The following is a 17,495-nucleotide window of genomic DNA, read 5'->3' on the forward strand; positions in this document are numbered from 1 at the left end:
AAGAGGGCGACGGTCAATACCGTCGCCCTCTTTATATTGAAATCAATGAAAATTGACTTAATATTAAAACGTTATCGCTAACTATTTTTTACCCTTACCATGACCATTGCCACCACCGCTTGAACCGCTAAGGCTAAGACTGACCGAAGCCGTTGCCGTCATATCACCATCGCTAATGGTATAACTAAAGCTGTCGCTGCTCTTAAAGCTGTTTGCCGGTGTATATAACACCTGACCATTGCTAGTAATTTGTACACTGCCTTTTGTGCCTTGGCTCACCGAGACGACAATAAGTTCATCGTTTTGTGTATCCCAGTCGTTAGCTAAAACATCGATGGTGACTGATGTTTTAGCCGTCATACTCACACTATCATCAACCGCGACAGGCGCCGTATTAGTAACCGATTGCACCGTATAACTGACACTGTCACTGCCCAAATAGCTTTTTTCAATGGCGTTTTGCACGTTAACCGCGATGTTAAATGAACCTTCGGCCGTTGCGTCAGAAGTGATACTAAGATTGACCACAGTACTGCCACCCGGTAATAGGTTCACCCCTGTACTACTTGCGCTCCAGCCAGTAGGTACCTCGGCAAACACATCAAAACGGGCCTCTAAACAAGCCTCGCTATCTTGACTGGTCACAGTCGCACTGTAATTGACCTGACTCCCGGCTATAACATCGACTCCCTGAGGATCCGACATCACAATAGTCGGCGCTGCTAGGGTACAAGTTGGTAGCGGTTTTGATACGATATAACTGGCGATATCATTGCCGGAATAGTTATTGTCTAGACGATTTTGAGCACTTAAATTGAAATCATAAGTGCCGTCTTGAGCCACTATGGATGACTCGACATTTAAGCTGATATCACGGCTCTCACCCGGCGCTAAACTCACACCTAGGGTACCAGCACTCCAACCCGCAGGAACATTAGCTGCCACATCGAAATCACTGCTGGCACAGCTGCTACTATCAAGACTCGTTATGGTGCCGCTGTAGGTCGCCACGGCCCCCGGCGCCAGCTCACCACTGTTGTCAACTGACAAGATAAATCTTGGACTCGCCATTACGCAAGTCGCTATAGGAGAGTCGATCACATAACTGACAATACCTGTCTGGGCGTACTGGCTATTATTGCTGTCTACTGTACTTATTTCGATATCGTAAAATCCATCGACGGTGGTATTTGCAGAGCTAACATCAAGCGTCACCGTGCCACTCATCCCTGGTGCTAAACTGAGACTCTTCTGTGTTGCAGACCAGTCACTAGGCACAAACGCAGACACATCATAATTAGCGGTTGCACAGCCGGCACTGTCATTGTTAATTACCGATGCACTAAAGACCACTGAAGTCCCCGCCTCTACCCAAGCACTTTCATTGGGCTGCAATGACAAACTTGGGTTAGCCTTAACGCAGCTTAGGCCTGAATAACTTATATTCACGCTAGCACCGGTAGTATCGGTCCACTCTGTGGTTATCGTCACGCCAGCATCAACATCGGTATAACTCGTTCCAGCCAATAGGGCTGCATCATCAAAGTCATTAAGGCCACTATTGGGGGTCATATCGAGTAACAAATTACTTTGCATATCGTTATCAGTCGCTGTATGCAACACCACACCGTTGGTAATACCGCTTTTCCCTTCGAGGAAATTATCGAAGCCAATCGGCTGTCTATACTCAAGGTAATACCACAGCGCGAGTCCTGTATCAGCATCAATGCCACGTTGTACCCTAATCCCCTTGGCTTCACCAGCTGGCGCAGTTTCATAGGGTTCAAGTTGATAGCTGCCATCACTTTGAGCAGTGATAATGTCGCCGGCAGAAGAGCGGATCCAACCGAGTTGTTGCTTACTAAAAGCATTGAAATGGCCAGTGACTTCAGACTTGCCCATGATATCCATAGTATCGCCATATTCAAATGACAAACAACGACCCGTCAATACCCCATCAGAACAGTCCAGATCCTTAGCATGGTGTAATCCAAGGTTGTGGCCCAATTCATGGCCTAAAGTGCGAAGCGTCATTGAGCCATTAATAAAGGCACGAGAAGGACTGCCAGCAATAGTCCCCTGACCCGTCCAGCCGCAATCGGTGTTCTCTGGATAGATATACACCCAGCGATCGTAATTGGTGACATCGATACCACTGTCGACAACCGCTTGACGTCCATAATTGTCGATTGCATTCGTACTACAAGTCGCGTCAATGGGTAAGGTGAAGTAGCCTTGTACATCTCCGCTTAACCAAGTCTGACCATAAGACGCTTCTTGGTAATAGTCGTTCACACGACCAAAAACCAATTCCTGCGCCTGTTCAACAGTCCAAGGCTGGCTGGTATTATTTTGAAAGTTGACCAGAAGAACTAATGTGCGTTGTTCGCCGGTAGTATTAGATAACGTTGACTCAGAAACTGTGGTCGTAGCAATAGATGTCGCGGAGCCAGTATCAGCCAGAAGCGCCAAGCTATCTAACTCATCATTGAGGACTAACGCGCTTGAGTCCATGTCATCTGAGTTATTGCCCGTAAACATCCAGCCTTTAGCACTAACCTGAGAGCCAGATTTCAGTGCATCAAACTTGGTGTTTTTAGACAGATACAACTCAATAGGTCCATTCTGGGTCATTAACGAGTGACGCAGATGACTCTTACCACTCTGTTCATAATCAACGTATAACACTTCTAGCTCGCCTTTAAGCTCACGCTTTTGAGTCAGCATAGCCAGCACTTCCTCTGGCATACCGGTTCTGGACGCGGTTGGCAACACAGCGCGAACAGCCGCAGCAGAGTCTGTTTTGACGAGGTCAATAAGCAGTGCCTGACGTGCCTGTGTAAGTGTAATCAACTCTTGTTTAAGTTGTTTTTTAGTTGATTTGTTCGCATGGCGATATTCAGTCATACGATTGGCAAGCACCAAAGTCTGTTCTTCTGCTTGTTTTTTGTGGGCGTGTTGATCTTTGGTTTGCGTGTTGCTTTGGGCTGAGTACCTCTCGTGTGTTTCTGCATTTACAGATACGGCAAAGGAAGAGGTGGAAAAAGTGAAGGCCGAAAAAACTAACAATCCAGCGGCAGATAGCTTTAAAAAATTGGCAGCCGAGTTCGATGCCAAGATGACATTTTCTTTATTCAAAAATCATTACCCCTAAGAGTCAAACTTACTTAATTAAACCGATCTAATGACAGATTTCTTATTGTGGATTTTCTGGTTTAAAGATTATTAAATAATCGTCAGCAGAGAGTCACAGCGCATAGTGGCTCTGGGCTGACCAGCTAAATCAGCCGGCATACTAGCAAAGGGGATGGTGGACTTACAAACAGTAATTGATCGTTTTTTGATCAGACGCTCACTTTTTAAACAAGATTAGCCCTAAGTAATTGAAAAGGTATAGATGGCCAAAATCGTTGTATTTTTGAACAGTTATGGTGATAGTTGTTAACAGAAGGTAAGGTTTACTAAGTGATCATATAAACCCAATGATGTCGATTAAACGATTTCAATATTCAGTCATACCGTCATCAACGCTTGTTCGTTCAAGTTTGTTTAGGTGTTCAGCTTTAACAAACTTTTGGGTTAACATTTTGCCTTTACCCCCTTCTGCATTGGGCCATGACATTGCTATCTGACCCGCTTATAGTTATATCTACATCCACTTTCAAGACCATCAGCAAATGATGACTCTCTGCTCATTAACAAGAGTGCATAGGCACAAATATCAATAGCAAAAATGATAGCGAGTTCAAAAATTTGAGGACCAACCCATTTCATCGGATGTTCACGTTTCCAACTGTATTGGCGTCTACCCGCACATGAAAACGGGGCTAACGACGCAGTGCAGCAGTGGCAACGTTCCATATACAGGGGAAGGTCTCTCTTCTAAGCACAATTGTTGGTATAGGTCGGGTCATCCACTCATTACCACAAAATACACTTAACGAAAGACGAGCGTTTAAATAATTGCCACAGATCTTAGGTGGTCCAGTTTACGCAATACGCGCGCCCGATAGGGACCAAACGGACGCAATTGGTCTGGTCGCCGCGGTCGAGCTTCCATGTCGGCTGCCTGTTTGCGCCACTGCGCCAAAGCGATCAGGATTGATCGTCAGCTTCCACATCGGCCTCGCGTTCAGCCTCGGCCTTTTCGGCGGCCCAAGCACCTGCTGCCTCCACCGCCACGAATGACGCGGTGGGCAGTACACCAAGATAGCTTTCGGTTTCGTCCACTGGGGTGACCGCGCGCTGCGTCATGCGGTAAAGCGCATAAAACGCGATGGCACAAAAGGTCGCGCCAAGCACCAGCCAGAATCCGTAGGGGCCAAGCCCTTGCATCGCCAAGCCAGTAACCAGTGGACCTAAGATCGCGCCCAGACCGAAGGTGAAAACCAGCCCCCCGGAGGCCGCTGGCATATCTTCGGTCGAAAGAGAATCGTTAGCGTGGGCCAGTAACAAGGCATAGAGCGGCATTGCCACACCGCCAGCGAAGAAGGCGGACACCATCAAGGGCCATAGACCGCCGCTAGTGAGCCAACCCAATGCGCAAGATGCCGCGCCGAGAGAGGCCGCTCCAAAAATCAGCTTGCGCCGATCCATCTGGTCCGAAAGCCAGCCGATGGGATATTGCAATACCAAAGCCCCGGAGAACAGCATCGCGATGAACAGCGCTATCTGTGTCGCCGTGAGCCCTATCTGAGTGCCGAAAACCGCGCCCATACCCGTTTGCGTCGCGAAGGCGCTGCCTAGCAAAAATATCCCGACGGTGCCGAGCGGCGAGCCGGTGTAAAGGTCACGCAAAGGCATAGGACGGACAACTTCGACAACTGGGACCGGGGTGGCGGAAAGCAGGATTGGCGCAAAGGAGATCGAAACGAGAATCGAGGCACACATAAATAGCACTGAGGTCCCGGCATCGCCTAACGTCAGCAGGCCCTGTGCGCCGATGATACCCAGCGTCTGCGCGATCATATAAGCCGACAGCACCTTGCCGCGCGTTTCATTGGTGGCAGCGTTGTTCAGCCAACTCTCGGCAGTGACATAGATGCCCGACATGCAAATGCCCAAGAGCAGTCGCAGCACAGTCCAAGCCCAAGGTTCGGTCAGCAACGGAAAGGCGATCAGCCCCGCCGACATAAAGCTGCCAAGCGCCGCGAACACGCGCACATGCCCCACCCGTTTGATCATCAGTGGAGATAAGCGCGCGCCCAACAGAAAACCCATAAAATAGCCCGATGTAACGATGGCCAGTTCAGCAGTCGAAAACCCCTCAATCCCGCCGCGCAGGCCGATAAGGGTGAAATGCATGCCGTTGCCGAGCATGATGAACACAATGCCGAGTAAAAGGGGCCAGACCCTGAACAACACTTTAATCATGAAACCTCCTTTCGCGCCCTGTTGATTTTTTGTTCATCCTGCGGCTTTGCCGCGTCCAACTGCATGCGTTTGTTATTTGAGCCGATAATTGCCATTGAAAGTTCAAATCCCGATGGTTTTGTGCGCAGCTGTGAAGATAAAGCTTGATTAGCCATTGAAAAGGAATGCTTTTGTCGTCAGCCATTTCGTTAGAATAGGCAATAGTCTCTTTATCAAGCCTGATTGTGATTTATTCGTTTAATGTCTGTGTATAGGAATGGGTGGACAGAATTTGAAAAGTCATATTGTTTACCCATGGCGAAATTCCTCGAATATTTACGTTCGAATTTTCTGGTTTTCGAGCAGAGATGATTCGAATTGATTCATCTGTTTCACTCAAAGGCAAACCACAAGCAATGTTAACGCTATGCCGATTCCAAGAGGGATGAATCTATCTTCCTCATCAGAATGGTCGGAGTCTTTAATCAATCGAGCATGTGGATCAAAAAACTGTTTGTGTTCCCTAAAAAAATGCCGTGTTACTTCCAAATTGAAGACTCTTTAGCTCGGTCCACTCAATCGTATATCTTACATGCGTGCATTATAATTATTACATAATTATAAACAAGCGGCTTCTAACCATATCATTTTCTGTTATCTCACGGCTCGCCATGCTGATATGGATTTTACGACATAAGCAAGTGCCCTATGCTCGCAATAGGCTGCGCACTAAGGTGCAAAACATCTCATCTTCTCATCCTGTTATCGCTACTTTACAAGCTCGATCTGGCCAAGGGTATTTAACCCGACGCGGTGAGCCGCAAGATAGCAGATTAACTACGTCCTTAAATACTGGCGTGATCTCAGGTTTTAGGGGTGACTTCTATTTTGGCACGAATAGGCCTATTTATTTACCAGTTTGCGTTTAGGGATTATGTCTTATTATGATCCAGTCTTATCGTTTCAAATCAATTAATGATCCACCCTTATGGTTTCGGGTTTTATCATTCGGTTTTACAACTTTTGCCTAATCTGTTGATTTCTGACACTGGCGGAACCAGCCTTAATGTTGCAATAACAGGTGAATGATATGCCATTTAGGCCGTTTGGATGTTAAGCACGCACAATATTTTTATTTATTAAATTATCTTAAAACCAACCCCCCTTCTGCGGCCTGAAAAGTTGATACCTAGTATCAATTTTTTGTTTTCACGCTATGGCTAGGTTTGAGGGCGCGTGTGGTCTCATATCTATCATTATTGTGAAGTCAGCGTATGTATTTTCATTCATGAGCATTTGTCGAATTGGCCTAGCCCAAAAAGCCAAAACAGTGTCAATTGCGCTATCAATTTAATTGATACATTACCTAAAAAAGTCTCAATATTTCTTTGCATTTTATTCTGTATTCTGAACTGGCACTAACAACTCAACAAACACATTCAAGGAGTTATCAATGTATATAGCATATGTGAACCCCCCTCCCTTTGGCGTCAGTAATACGTTGTGGAAGGCGTTATGAGAGGGGCTGACGCCCAAGGGGCGAACCCACAACTATTAACTGCAAGGCAGATAAGTCATCTCGCCGTGGTTGATAAATCAGCTGTTATGAGTCCTTTTGAAAAAGCGGCTGAATATGGACAAGCTAAAGTCACTAAGCACTTTGGACAGTCATTTGCTCTCTCTGTATTTGCAGGTGCATTCATTGCGCTGGCATTTGTCTTTTATCTTACGGTTACGACGGGTTCAGCACAGAGCTCTTGGGGCTTAGTTAGATTTAGTGGTGGTATCGCTTTTAGCCTAGGACTCATTTTCGTTGTTGTCCTTGGTGGCGAACTATTTACCAGTACCGTATTAAGCGCCATTGCCTGGGCACAAAAACGGGTTACGACCAAGCAGTTGCTTGGTTGCTGGATGCGCGTGTATTTAGGCAATCTCTGTGGCGCAATGCTGATACTGGTATTGGTAATGATGTCGAAAATGTATGCCATGGATGGCAATGAATGGGGGCTCAATGCACTACATGTTGCACAACACAAGATCCACCATGATTGGAGTCAGGCTTTTGCCCTTGGAACCTTATGTAACTTGCTCGTGTGCCTAGGTGTCTGGATGACCTTTAGTTGCAAAGACGCTTTAGCTAAATCGTTACTGCTTATATTGCCGGTTGCGATGTTCGTGTCCAGCGGCTTTGAGCATAGTATTGCCAACTTATTTATGGTGCCACTCGGTATTGCCATTCAAAACTTTGCGGGGAATGAATACTTCATTGCTTTGGGAGTCATGCCACAAGTTTTTGCGGACCTTACTATTAGTAATTTTGTACTTCATAACCTTATTCCGGTGACGCTGGGCAACATTCTAGGGGGCGCGGTATTTGTAGGCCTAGGTTATTTTTGGATAGATAACACCAATGCAAAAGTAACTGACGAGGTGCCATCGCTACACATTAATCCTATTACACAAGGCCACGCACAAAACGAGTCAATATCAGAACAGTTTCAACACTCAAGTAATGCTTCACAAACTCAATATCAACCAAGTCAAGAGGACTTAGCCATGAAAAATAAAATCCAAAAACTTATCGTTAGTGAATTAATGGACAACTCACCGACCACCCTTTCAGTTGATACTACTATTTATCAGGCGCTTACGCTGTTATCGAAAGACAACCTTCGCAGTGCGCCAGTGGTCGACAATGATAATCTGCTATTAGGATTTGTGTCGGAACAAGATCTAATTCGCTCACTTTGGTCTGAGGAGTTTGCTTCCGATTTGCCGATTTCAGTGAAAGATATCATGCAAACCAAGATGCTCACCGTGGCGCCTACAGATAAAATTGCTCAACTGCTGGAGTTTATGGTGGTTGATAAGAAAAAACTATTTCCTGTGACGGATTCGGGCATGTATATCAGCGGTGGCTACCAGAGCTATGAAGAGCGCTTGCGTGATGCATCTGCGACGGTACCAAGTAATTACCCAGTGGTTGAGCATGGTCGTTTATGTGGGGTTATCCGTCGCGAAGCGCTGATGCAGATGTTCTCGAAGCTTTATAGCCCAAAGCACGATGGTATTTCACATCCTGTTGAGCAACAATCAGTAGCATAGTATGGTAACAAGATCGAACTAACACGTTGCCTAGGTAACTTTAGTTTTAGATAATAAACGCTTCTAAAACAGTTGTTTACTTATCTTGTCCCGAGTTGAGGTTAGGTATGCCAATAAAAGGCTAGCGTTATCGCTAGCCTTTTTATATGCAAAATAGATTAGCGGGTCTTGATGTCAACGAGCAGTAAAGTCTGAGACTGGATTCCCCCTTACCATGACCGATATATTTGATTTTTAGTGCGACTCAATAACAGCCTAGTAGCGTCCATTAATTAATGGACTTAATTGTGCGAGCTCGCTGACTTTTTTTGCGAATTTTGGCCTAACAACGCGGCTAAAAAATTAATAATAATGGTAAAAGTGGCAACTAATTTGGCTAACGTATTTCCGCTACCAGTCCTTAAGAACATATAGGTCAATAACATTAAAGCATATAACCAATCCCTCCATAATTCAGCATGATTATATTAATTTAGTCTAACTCACTCCGGCTGGTCATTTTTCAACCTGCTATCTTTAATCGACAGGATACGTTTCAAAAGTTGTAATCTGCTGCGTATTGATACTCGCTTTGCTGTTATTAACTTCTTAAGGAACCAACAAATGAATATACAGAAAAGATGGTTTCCATCTCTATTCATCGCCCTCATCGTAGGGGGCATGCTGCTGCCTCCTTTGGCGTGGGCCAAAGAAAGCTTGTCAGATTCTTGGATAATGACGCCCAAAGACGGAAAGTCTATGGAATTTGAACAGGCCTTCAAAAAACATGTGGCACGTCGAGCTGAACTCAATGATCCTCGCAGCTGGCGCGTTTATGTGCCTGTGTTAGGAGATGAGTTAGACCGTTACGTTATTCGTTCTTGCTGCTTTGGCTGGCAAGGTTTTGACGAATATCGCCAGTGGAGTGAAGATAAAGATCCCATGACCGATTGGCAAAAAAATGTCGATAAATTAGTCGATAAATATGAACACTATTTTTCGATGATGGACATGGACAATAGTAAATGGGCAGATGAGTTAACCTATAAATATGTGGGGGTAACGCACTATACGGTGAAGCAAGGTCACTGGCGCGCAATGGAAGAAGACAAAAAAATATTGAGTGAGGCGGCAAAAGTACAAAAATGGCCTTATTCATGGTCGTGGGAGTCTAGTGTTGGTGGCGCCAGCGTGCTTATGTTAGCCGTGCCTTATAAAAGTTATGCCGAGATGGAACCTCCTGAGACTGGTTTTGCCAAAATGTTGGCAATGCATTTGGGTAGCGAAGATAAAGCCAAACAGACTTTAGAACGCTGGGCATCCCATTTTGAGTCGACTCACTACGCCTTGTACGAATGGCGTGAAGATCTTTCCATGTAGGAGAATCGCAGACCCCACTCAGGTGGGGTCTTCAAAAATGAAATATGCGTTATACCCTTCATCATTATACTGCCTGTTGTATACAGATTGAGTTGATCGCATCAGTTCATTATTCTAATCCAAAAGTCTAGATTTCAAACACTTGCCATCCTTCATCACCGTTTTAGCTGACATCCAATTTATTGCCAAGTTTGAAGATATGAAATGGTTAATCGGGCTAAAGGCAAATGTTAATTCATTATCTTGCAAAATCCGTTTACTTTGCAATTCAAAATAGATTGGGCAATATCAAAGACATTGATAACGAGTCTGTAACAATAGAGCCCTGATTAAATGACCGAGCCAACGCTACAGACTGTCTCCAAAAACAACGTCTTCTTTTGAGTCTAACCACATTGGATATTGCGCCATTACCTTGCTGAACATTCGACTCTGTAAATAGTGATTAAGCCACTGGCGCAATTTGGGATAGGGAGATTGTAAATACCATTGCCGCTCTACTCGGGCAAACTGACGAATAAAAGGCATTAATGCCAAATCAGTTAAACTGGGGGTGTCAGACATTAAATATGGGTGCAGGCAAAGGCGTGACTCTAAATCAGCAAGGTATCGTTCACACTGCTGCCTAACTTTGATGAGTGACGGCTCATGGTAACGTTTAGCGCAGCGATACTGTTCTAAATGTCCCTTAAACTCATTATCAAATCGCGCAATAACAGCCAACATATCAGTAATAGCGTTCGGCGCTGCTTTATTAAGATAATCATCAGGGTCTGTTTGCGAAAATGCCCACTGCATGATGGATAGACTTTCATCAATGACGAGGTTATCTGCGGTGACTAAAACAGGGACTGTACCTTTGGGCGAAAGGTTCAGCATCTCAGCCGGTTTATTACTTAACACTAAGTCGCGCAGCTGAACTTGTTGGCCAGATGCATAAATGGCCAATCTAGCCCGCATCGCGTAGGGGCAATTTCTTAAAGAATAGAGTACAGGTAATGCCATTTTTTCGTTCATCGTCGCTCAATTCGCCGATTGGAATTATTTACTTTAACGATATTCATTAGCAAAATATACGCATAATAGCCTCACCCCCTATTAAATTTCTAACGTCACGATATAACCCTGGAACTAAATATTGACTGATCAGCACTCGACTGATCAGCAGAGCAATATCATTTCATATTAATGATGTTGGTTCGTCTGCTGAGCTTATAAAATTGACTAGACATCATTGTTCAATAAAATATGTTTTATCGTCACGAGCCCCTATCAATCTATCCAACCTTACCTCTTTTGTTTTCGTACATTGCTGCATCCGCATCTTGGATCATCTCTTCTATTGACTTATCCGTATCATGTTCAAAATGCATTACACCTGCACTGTACTCAATTTGGTATGGCTTATTTAAGGTTTCATTTACCCTTTTCACCGCGGCAGAAAATCGCGCTAACGCTAAATCAGCCTTTACCCCGTCAGAGTCACTGAGCATCGCAACAAACTCGTCTCCACCCAGCCTACCGATCACGTCACATTCACGGAATGAATCAAGCATTATGTTTGCAAACGTGGTTAAGACAAAATCGCCTTCATGGTGGCCATACTCATCATTAATGGCCTTAAATTTGTTTAGGTCAAATAATATAAATGACATTGGCACTTTATTACGTCGACACATTTTTAAACTATGATTAACCAGAGTCAAAAAACCGCGCCTATTAGAAATCAAGGTTAATTCATCCAACGTAGCAAGTTGAATAGATTCAATTTCTTGCTCAATCATAGTCCCTAAGTCTTTAAGCAACTGCTGGTCTTCTTCATTAAGGATTTTAGGTTTAGAATCAATAAGACATAAAGTACCTATATTTATTCCTTGCCTAAGATTTAAAGGATAACCGGCATAGAATCGAATGTTTGGAGCATCTGTAACAAGAGGATTGTCAAAAAAACGTTCATCTTTTGAGGCGTCTGGAATGATAAATAATCCATCTTGATTAATGGCATGTCCACAAAAGGATATATCGCGAGGCGTTTCGGAAGCATCAATTCCCTGCTTGGATTTAAACCATTGGCGATCTTCGTCAACAAAGCTAACAAGTGAAATGGATACGTTAAACATACGTTTAGCCATACGAGTAACACGATCAAAACGCTCTTCGTGCGAAGAATCAAGAATTTTTAATGCTCTCAACGCATGTAATCGCTCTGCTTCATTCTTTGGAACTTCTGGTTTAATCATAGTGATCCGCTTAATTTTGTATACTCAATTTAAGTATATCAGTAAATTCGTACGCGAATAATTATCCCAACGCATTTACATTAGGTCACTATAAATCAATAGTAAAAATTGGAAGTCCTTTTCCATAAAGTATCATGCCTCAGCATGATATGAGTCATTGTGGTTTGCTTGGGAGCACCGACAAAGTAGCTCAAGATAATCCTTTATCTACATAATGAAATCTGTACCTTTACGACCAGTGCACGTGGGTAATTTTCCAACTACCATCAACTTGCTTGACTAATACCAGGGTTTCCATGGTTATTGAATCAATACTTTTACCTTTATATTCTCCTTGTGCGTGACTGATTGCAGTCGAAATGGCGATGTCACCCGTTATGGTAACTTGATGTTCTTTAGGCGTAATCGATAAATTTTTTAAGTAAGCCATATCGGCATGCATGTGATGACTGGCGTAATCAGCAAGTGATCGTTCTACTTTGCCGCCCTCAAAAATTTGGACGTTTTCAGCTAATGATTGCCTAATAAGGGTTTCATTCCCTGTTTGTAAGGCATTATGAAACTGTTTAACGACCTTACCCGCAGCTGAATCAACACCGACAAACTCACTTTTCTCAATGGCGTGAGTTTCATCACCATGGGCAAACGTTAAGTTGCTGTTCCCTGTCGATATAAGTAATATCAAGCCCGTTAATAATATTGTTACAGGTCTATTTTTCATTATTATCTCTCTGTTAATTTATAGCGATTATCCAAGGCTAATAGGACCTAGCACGCTCGAAAGTATTGCTGTTGTGGCTAATATAATCAGGGCAACTAATGCTTCTAATCCAATCGATTTTTGTAGCTTTCGTTTGGCGAGTGGTGCTGTAAAAATAGTTAAATTCGGCACTAAAATAAATTTATGCCAAGCCGCAATAAGCAAAATTATAGCGACTAAACTTAGCTTGATGGTGACCGCTATACCATAATCTGAACTGAGTAATTCAGTGGGACTATCAAACAACATCCACACCATTCCCATGCCTGAAAGCAACACTAGAATGACAATCCCTATGCCTATACGACCAAATGTATCCATGACATTTTGTATGACAATGTTGTCATCGATATTGCATAGTTTCCATAACGGATAGAAGGCGCCTATCCAACTGCCAATGATCAATACGTGTATCAGTATTAAGCCTTGAGCAACCAATCCCAGTTCGGTACTGTGTCCAATAAAAGTAAACGTAACGGCAATTAACAGGCTGCTGATGATAGATATTGCAACCGAAAAATGCCTAGTATTATTGTTTTTACTCAACATCGTGTAGCTTGCTAATAGCATTAAACCAAAACCAATTAAACGCCAAAAGACTGTTTTACCTACTTGAGTTGGCCATAGGAAAGCATGCATCTGCGCATCAAACATCCCCATCAATCCAGTTTCAGCAAAAGACCCTACTTGAGCAAAATAATTTACACTAACGGCAATCAATCCAAAAACGGCACCTAAGCCAATATATTTTGCAACGCTAAATCTGAGATTGGGTTGAGCCTTAATGAGATATTGCATCAATGTGCCGCCAATAACGGCGGCAACACTAAGATATATAACCCATTTTGACATCAATACCGATATTTCAAATACGGTTAATATCATGATTTACGTATCCAATTATTGATGTTCAGTATGCTCTTTTGTGTCGTGATCCATCGACATAGGTGTTGCACTGTGAGTGTTCATGCCAGCATTGTGCAGCATAAAGCTCATGTTGCCTTTCATCTTATGGCCATCGTCACCCATGATCATCCAATTTACCGTATAGTTAGTTGCGCTCAATGCTGGTAGGGCGAATGAAAACGTCTCTTGGCTGGTCGCGCTTGATGGTAATGTTAGTGGTATGCTTTGCTGCTTTTCATCTTGCATTGTCAACTTGACCAAACGCACGGGAGCAGTAAAGGTCAGTTCAAGTGTTGTTGGGGCCTGACTCACCATGGCTCCGTTAGCGGGCACAGAATCGCTCAACCCGACATGAGCCAATGCGGATCCGCTCAAAAATAGACCGGTTGCAACTAAAGCGCTGTTAAATAACTTCATAATATTTCCTTTTGTGTTTTAACTATCGAAAAACGTACTTAAATAATGGCTTAAAACCAAGCTTTAAACCCAATAACCAACTGTGTTTCTTGTGTATCTTCCCCTTCATTTCGGGCGTAATCTGCTGTATTTCCAAACTTTTTGCGCCAATCGACACCAATATATGGAGCAAATTCTCGAATTATTTCGTATCTCAGCCGTAGCCCTGCGCTCACGTCTGATACGCCAGAACCGATCCCAAGCTCTGCGTCATTTTTAGCAAATAAGTTCACTTCAATTTCTGGACTGAGTATCAGTTGTTGAGTAATTAACAGTTCATATTCTGCACTCAAGCGCATGGCCGTACGGCCTTCTTCACTAACAAACAAGGCAGCATCAATATCAAAAAAATACGGCGCTAAACCTTGAACACCAATGACGGCCCAATTACGGGTAGGCGATGGTTTAATATCGGTTTTAACACCTAGCTGTATATCCCAATATGGCGCAATAGGCCGACTGTAAAGGGCTTGAATTTCAAGGTCTTGTTCGTCACTATTTAAATATTCGCCTTCGGTTTTTAGCCACAGTTTATTTAAGTCGTAACCTAGCCAAGCTTGTGCAGAAAATTGTGTTGCCTCTTGTGGATCAACCCCTCTCTCAAGTTGGTCAAGCATCACTTTGGCTAATAAGGGATCATCATTACCACCTGCATATACAAATGAACTGGCGAATGTGCTACTAAGGCTCAATAGCCCAAAGACAATTAAATTAACTTTATTCATATTTATACCCCCTATTTAACGACCACTCTTCTGAACATGCCTGGCATGTGGAATAACAAATGACAGTGGTATGCCCATTGCCCTATCGCATCCGCTGTAACTAAGTAACTAATTTTAGAGCCTGGCTGAACTAATATAGTGTGTTTACGTGGGATGAAATCAGGATCGCCAGTCTCTAACTCACTCCACATACCATGTAGGTGAATAGGATGAGTCATCATAGTGTCGTTAACTAAAGTGATCCGCAGTCTTTCACCGTATTCAAACTCTAATGGCGCGGCGTCCATAAACTTCACCCCATTAACGGACCACATATAACGGTTCATATTGCCAGTTAAATGCAGTTGAATTTCACGACTGGGTTGGCGCTTGTCGTAAGTAGGATGTAAGCCTTTAATATCGGCGTAGGTTAATACTTTGCGGTTTAACTGCTGTTTATGGTCACGTAATCCAATGCCGGGATCCTGTAAGCCACTTTGAGGCGCATCGGCTCGCATATCCACTTGTGGACCAAATTCGGTATCAATGTGTTTAATTTCATTGTTACTGCCAAAGCCAGCAAGTCCTAAGTCTGACAAGGCTGTTTTGCCAGCGCCCATGGCCATTTTGCTATGATCCATGCCTTGCATATCACCTGCATCCTTTGCCATCTTGCTGTGATCCATGCCTTGCGTATCACCCGCATCCTTTGCCATCTTGCTGTGATCCATGCCTTGCATATCACCCGCATCCATGCCCATTTTGCTGTGATCCATGGCTTGCATATCCCCTGCTTCCATGGCCATCTTGCTGTGATCCATGCCTTGCATATCACCTGCATCCATGGCCATCTCGCTGTGATCCATGCCTTGCATATCACCCGCATCCATGGCCATTTTGCTATGATCCATACCACTCATATCCATGCCCATATCACTATGTCCAAGTATTGGTGCAGGGTCCATTTTGGGGATAGAGGCATATAGACTGGGGTTTGAGGTGAGATTACCTATAGTAAAGCCTGTTCGATCAATACTTTGAGCGAAAATACAGTAGGCATTATCGACCTCTGGTTCAACTACCACATCATAGGTTTCGGCGACGCCAATTCGAAATTCATCCACAGAAACAGGCTGAATGTTCTGACCATCACTGGCGACAACCGTCATTTTAATACCCGGTATACGCACATCAAATATGGTCATCGCAGCACTATTAATAAAGCGTAATCGAACCTTTTCGCCTTGTTGAAACAACGCTTGCCAGCCTTGTTCTGGAGGATTTCCGTTCATTAGGTAGGTATAAGTTGAACCGGTAACATCAGAAATATCTCGGTCACTCATACGCGCAGTATTCCACATTGAACGTGCGTTCCAGGTATTGGCTAAACCATTTTTATTAACGTCAGAGAAAAAATCCATTACCGTACGTTCACGATAATTATAATAATCAGCTTGTTTTTTTAATTTGGCATAAATGTTTTCAGGTTCTTCATCTGACCAATCAGACAGCATCACCACATATTCACGGTCATATATGACCGGATCGGGTGTGGCAGGATCGATCACTATGGCACCGTATAAACCCGTTTGTTCTTGGTATCCTGAATGACTGTGATACCAATATGTGCCGCTTTGGTGAACGGTAAATTGATATTCGAATGTTTCACCCGGTTTAATACCATCAAAACTAAAACCTGGGACACCGTCCATTTCGGTAGGTAAAATAATACCGTGCCAGTGAATAGAGCTATCATGGTCCAGATTATTCTTCACTCTTAATGTGACCGTCTCGCCTTCTTTCCAACGCAATAACGGAGCCGGTAGTAATTGATTTACCACCGTGGCACGAGCAGATTTTCCGGTAAAATTAACCATTTTATAGTCAATTGATAAGTCGAACACTTTGCCAGAGAGTTGAGTCAAAGATTGGCTCAACGCATTGGCAAAGGCATTTTTAGCAAAAGGGATCGACATCAAGGCCAGCATGGCGGAAGCCCCAAACACAAACCGACGTCGGCTATTGTTAGGTTCATTATCTATGGTTTGAATAATTGGCTTTATCATATATTGAGATTTCATTTTACAGACTCCTCAAGAGTATTCACTTGGGCGTAAACTTGGCTACTGCCATCGGTTTTCATCAGTAAAACGTGGTATGGCATAAATTTATCTTGGTACTCCATACCAGGACTACCCACAGGCATAGCCGGCACGGTTAGGCCGATAGCATCTTTAGGTGGTGTTGCCAAAAAACGACTAATAAATTTTGCCGGAATATGGCCTTCAAACACATAACCTTGAGATGACACTGCGGTATGACAAGATTGCATAGATGTAGGAATACCCTTTGATTGTTTAAACTCATAAAGGTTGTCAATATTGTGGGCGTTAACACTAAATCCGCGCTCACTAATATGAGTCAGCCATTTCTCACAGCAGCCACAATTGGCATCTTTATAGACAGTGAGTAATGGGGCTGTGGTGTCGAGTTCCGCTGCTTGGACAGATAACGTTAATCCCATTATTTGCATCATAAGAATAGATCCAATAACACGATAAAACACGACTAAGTTGTGATGTGTAGCAGACATAATATTGCCTCCAAATCAAA

Annotated in this window: 12 protein-coding genes; 2 read left to right on the forward strand and 10 right to left on the reverse strand. The window is 43.6% G+C overall.

The genetic code is table 11. The features are described 5' to 3' along the window. Window positions 1–81 precede the first annotated feature (81 nt). Both CXF80_RS04150 and CXF80_RS04155 read right to left on the reverse strand, forming a co-directional pair. Window positions 82–3,138 (reverse strand): Ig-like domain-containing protein, encoded by a 3,057-nt coding sequence (locus tag CXF80_RS04150; protein ID WP_101031515.1) that lies wholly within the window; start codon window positions 3,136–3,138, stop codon window positions 82–84. A 957-nt stretch (window positions 3,139–4,095) separates the two neighbouring features. Next, complete coding sequence (locus CXF80_RS04155) at window positions 4,096–5,373, reverse strand: MFS transporter (RefSeq protein ID WP_101031517.1); 1,278 nt, start codon at window positions 5,371–5,373, stop codon at window positions 4,096–4,098. A gap of 1,494 nt (window positions 5,374–6,867) precedes the next feature. Between CXF80_RS04155 and focA the strand changes: the two genes are divergently transcribed. Then, window positions 6,868–8,457, forward strand: a complete 1,590-nt coding sequence (gene focA, locus CXF80_RS04165; RefSeq protein ID WP_101031519.1) for a formate transporter FocA — start codon at window positions 6,868–6,870, stop codon at window positions 8,455–8,457. Between the two features lie 603 nt (window positions 8,458–9,060). Beyond that, entirely contained in the window at window positions 9,061–9,816 is a 756-nt protein-coding gene (locus CXF80_RS04175; RefSeq protein ID WP_157822176.1) for a hypothetical protein, read from the forward strand. Between the two features lie 348 nt (window positions 9,817–10,164). On the opposite strand, the gene CXF80_RS04180 is transcribed toward CXF80_RS04175, so the two are convergent. The 8 genes from CXF80_RS04180 to CXF80_RS04215 all read right to left on the reverse strand — a co-directional run bounded on the left by CXF80_RS04180 (window position 10,165) and on the right by CXF80_RS04215 (window position 17,475). Further along, window positions 10,165–10,833: a glutathione S-transferase gene (locus CXF80_RS04180; protein WP_232772035.1), complete on the reverse strand. Its 669-nt coding sequence runs from the start codon at window positions 10,831–10,833 to the stop codon at window positions 10,165–10,167. Between the two features lie 260 nt (window positions 10,834–11,093). Next, window positions 11,094–12,056, reverse strand: a complete 963-nt coding sequence (locus CXF80_RS04185; RefSeq protein WP_101031525.1) for a sensor domain-containing diguanylate cyclase — start codon at window positions 12,054–12,056, stop codon at window positions 11,094–11,096. 229 nt (window positions 12,057–12,285) lie between these two features. Next, window positions 12,286–12,777, reverse strand: coding sequence for a YybH family protein (locus tag CXF80_RS04190; RefSeq protein ID WP_198554728.1), 492 nt, complete (start codon window positions 12,775–12,777; stop codon window positions 12,286–12,288). 27 nt (window positions 12,778–12,804) lie between these two features. Continuing rightward, a complete protein-coding gene (locus CXF80_RS04195) occupies window positions 12,805–13,701 on the reverse strand; it encodes a copper resistance D family protein (RefSeq protein ID WP_101031527.1) in 897 nt (298 codons plus the stop codon). A gap of 15 nt (window positions 13,702–13,716) precedes the next feature. Next, the gene (locus tag CXF80_RS04200; protein ID WP_101031529.1) at window positions 13,717–14,139 is read right to left on the reverse strand and encodes a copper resistance CopC family protein; all 423 of its coding nucleotides are present in this window, start codon (window positions 14,137–14,139) and stop codon (window positions 13,717–13,719) included. A 50-nt stretch (window positions 14,140–14,189) separates the two neighbouring features. Further along, on the reverse strand, window positions 14,190–14,903 hold the full coding sequence (locus CXF80_RS04205; protein WP_101031531.1) for a copper resistance protein B: 714 nt from the start codon (window positions 14,901–14,903) through the stop codon (window positions 14,190–14,192). An 11-nt stretch (window positions 14,904–14,914) separates the two neighbouring features. Continuing rightward, window positions 14,915–16,963, reverse strand: a complete 2,049-nt coding sequence (locus CXF80_RS04210; RefSeq protein WP_101031533.1) for a copper resistance system multicopper oxidase — start codon at window positions 16,961–16,963, stop codon at window positions 14,915–14,917. Beyond that, the gene (locus CXF80_RS04215) at window positions 16,960–17,475 is read right to left on the reverse strand and encodes a DUF411 domain-containing protein (RefSeq protein ID WP_101031535.1); all 516 of its coding nucleotides are present in this window, start codon (window positions 17,473–17,475) and stop codon (window positions 16,960–16,962) included. The genes CXF80_RS04210 and CXF80_RS04215 overlap by 4 nt, the downstream gene beginning before the upstream one ends. Window positions 17,476–17,495: the final 20 nt, after the last annotated feature.

Source organism: Shewanella sp. Actino-trap-3 (genome assembly GCF_002836275.1).
GTDB lineage: Bacteria > Pseudomonadota > Gammaproteobacteria > Enterobacterales > Shewanellaceae > Shewanella > Shewanella psychromarinicola.

Bases quoted from the DNA above. Each gene is read 5' to 3' on its own strand.
- CXF80_RS04200 (WP_101031529.1), bottom strand. From the start codon at position 14,139: ATGAAGTTATTTAACAGCGCTTTAGTTGCAACCGGTCTATTTTTGAGC.
- CXF80_RS04185 (WP_101031525.1), bottom strand. From the start codon at position 12,056: ATGATTAAACCAGAAGTTCCAAAGAATGAAGCAGAGCGATTACATGCG.
- CXF80_RS04215 (WP_101031535.1), bottom strand. From the start codon at position 17,475: ATGTCTGCTACACATCACAACTTAGTCGTGTTTTATCGTGTTATTGGA.
- CXF80_RS04210 (WP_101031533.1), bottom strand. From the start codon at position 16,963: ATGAAATCTCAATATATGATAAAGCCAATTATTCAAACCATAGATAAT.
- CXF80_RS04155 (WP_101031517.1), bottom strand. From the start codon at position 5,373: ATGATTAAAGTGTTGTTCAGGGTCTGGCCCCTTTTACTCGGCATTGTG.
- focA (WP_101031519.1), top strand. From the start codon at position 6,868: ATGAGAGGGGCTGACGCCCAAGGGGCGAACCCACAACTATTAACTGCA.
- CXF80_RS04180 (WP_232772035.1), bottom strand. From the start codon at position 10,833: ATGAACGAAAAAATGGCATTACCTGTACTCTATTCTTTAAGAAATTGC.
- CXF80_RS04195 (WP_101031527.1), bottom strand. From the start codon at position 13,701: ATGATATTAACCGTATTTGAAATATCGGTATTGATGTCAAAATGGGTT.
- CXF80_RS04175 (WP_157822176.1), top strand. From the start codon at position 9,061: ATGAATATACAGAAAAGATGGTTTCCATCTCTATTCATCGCCCTCATC.
- CXF80_RS04190 (WP_198554728.1), bottom strand. From the start codon at position 12,777: ATGAAAAATAGACCTGTAACAATATTATTAACGGGCTTGATATTACTT.
- CXF80_RS04205 (WP_101031531.1), bottom strand. From the start codon at position 14,903: ATGAATAAAGTTAATTTAATTGTCTTTGGGCTATTGAGCCTTAGTAGC.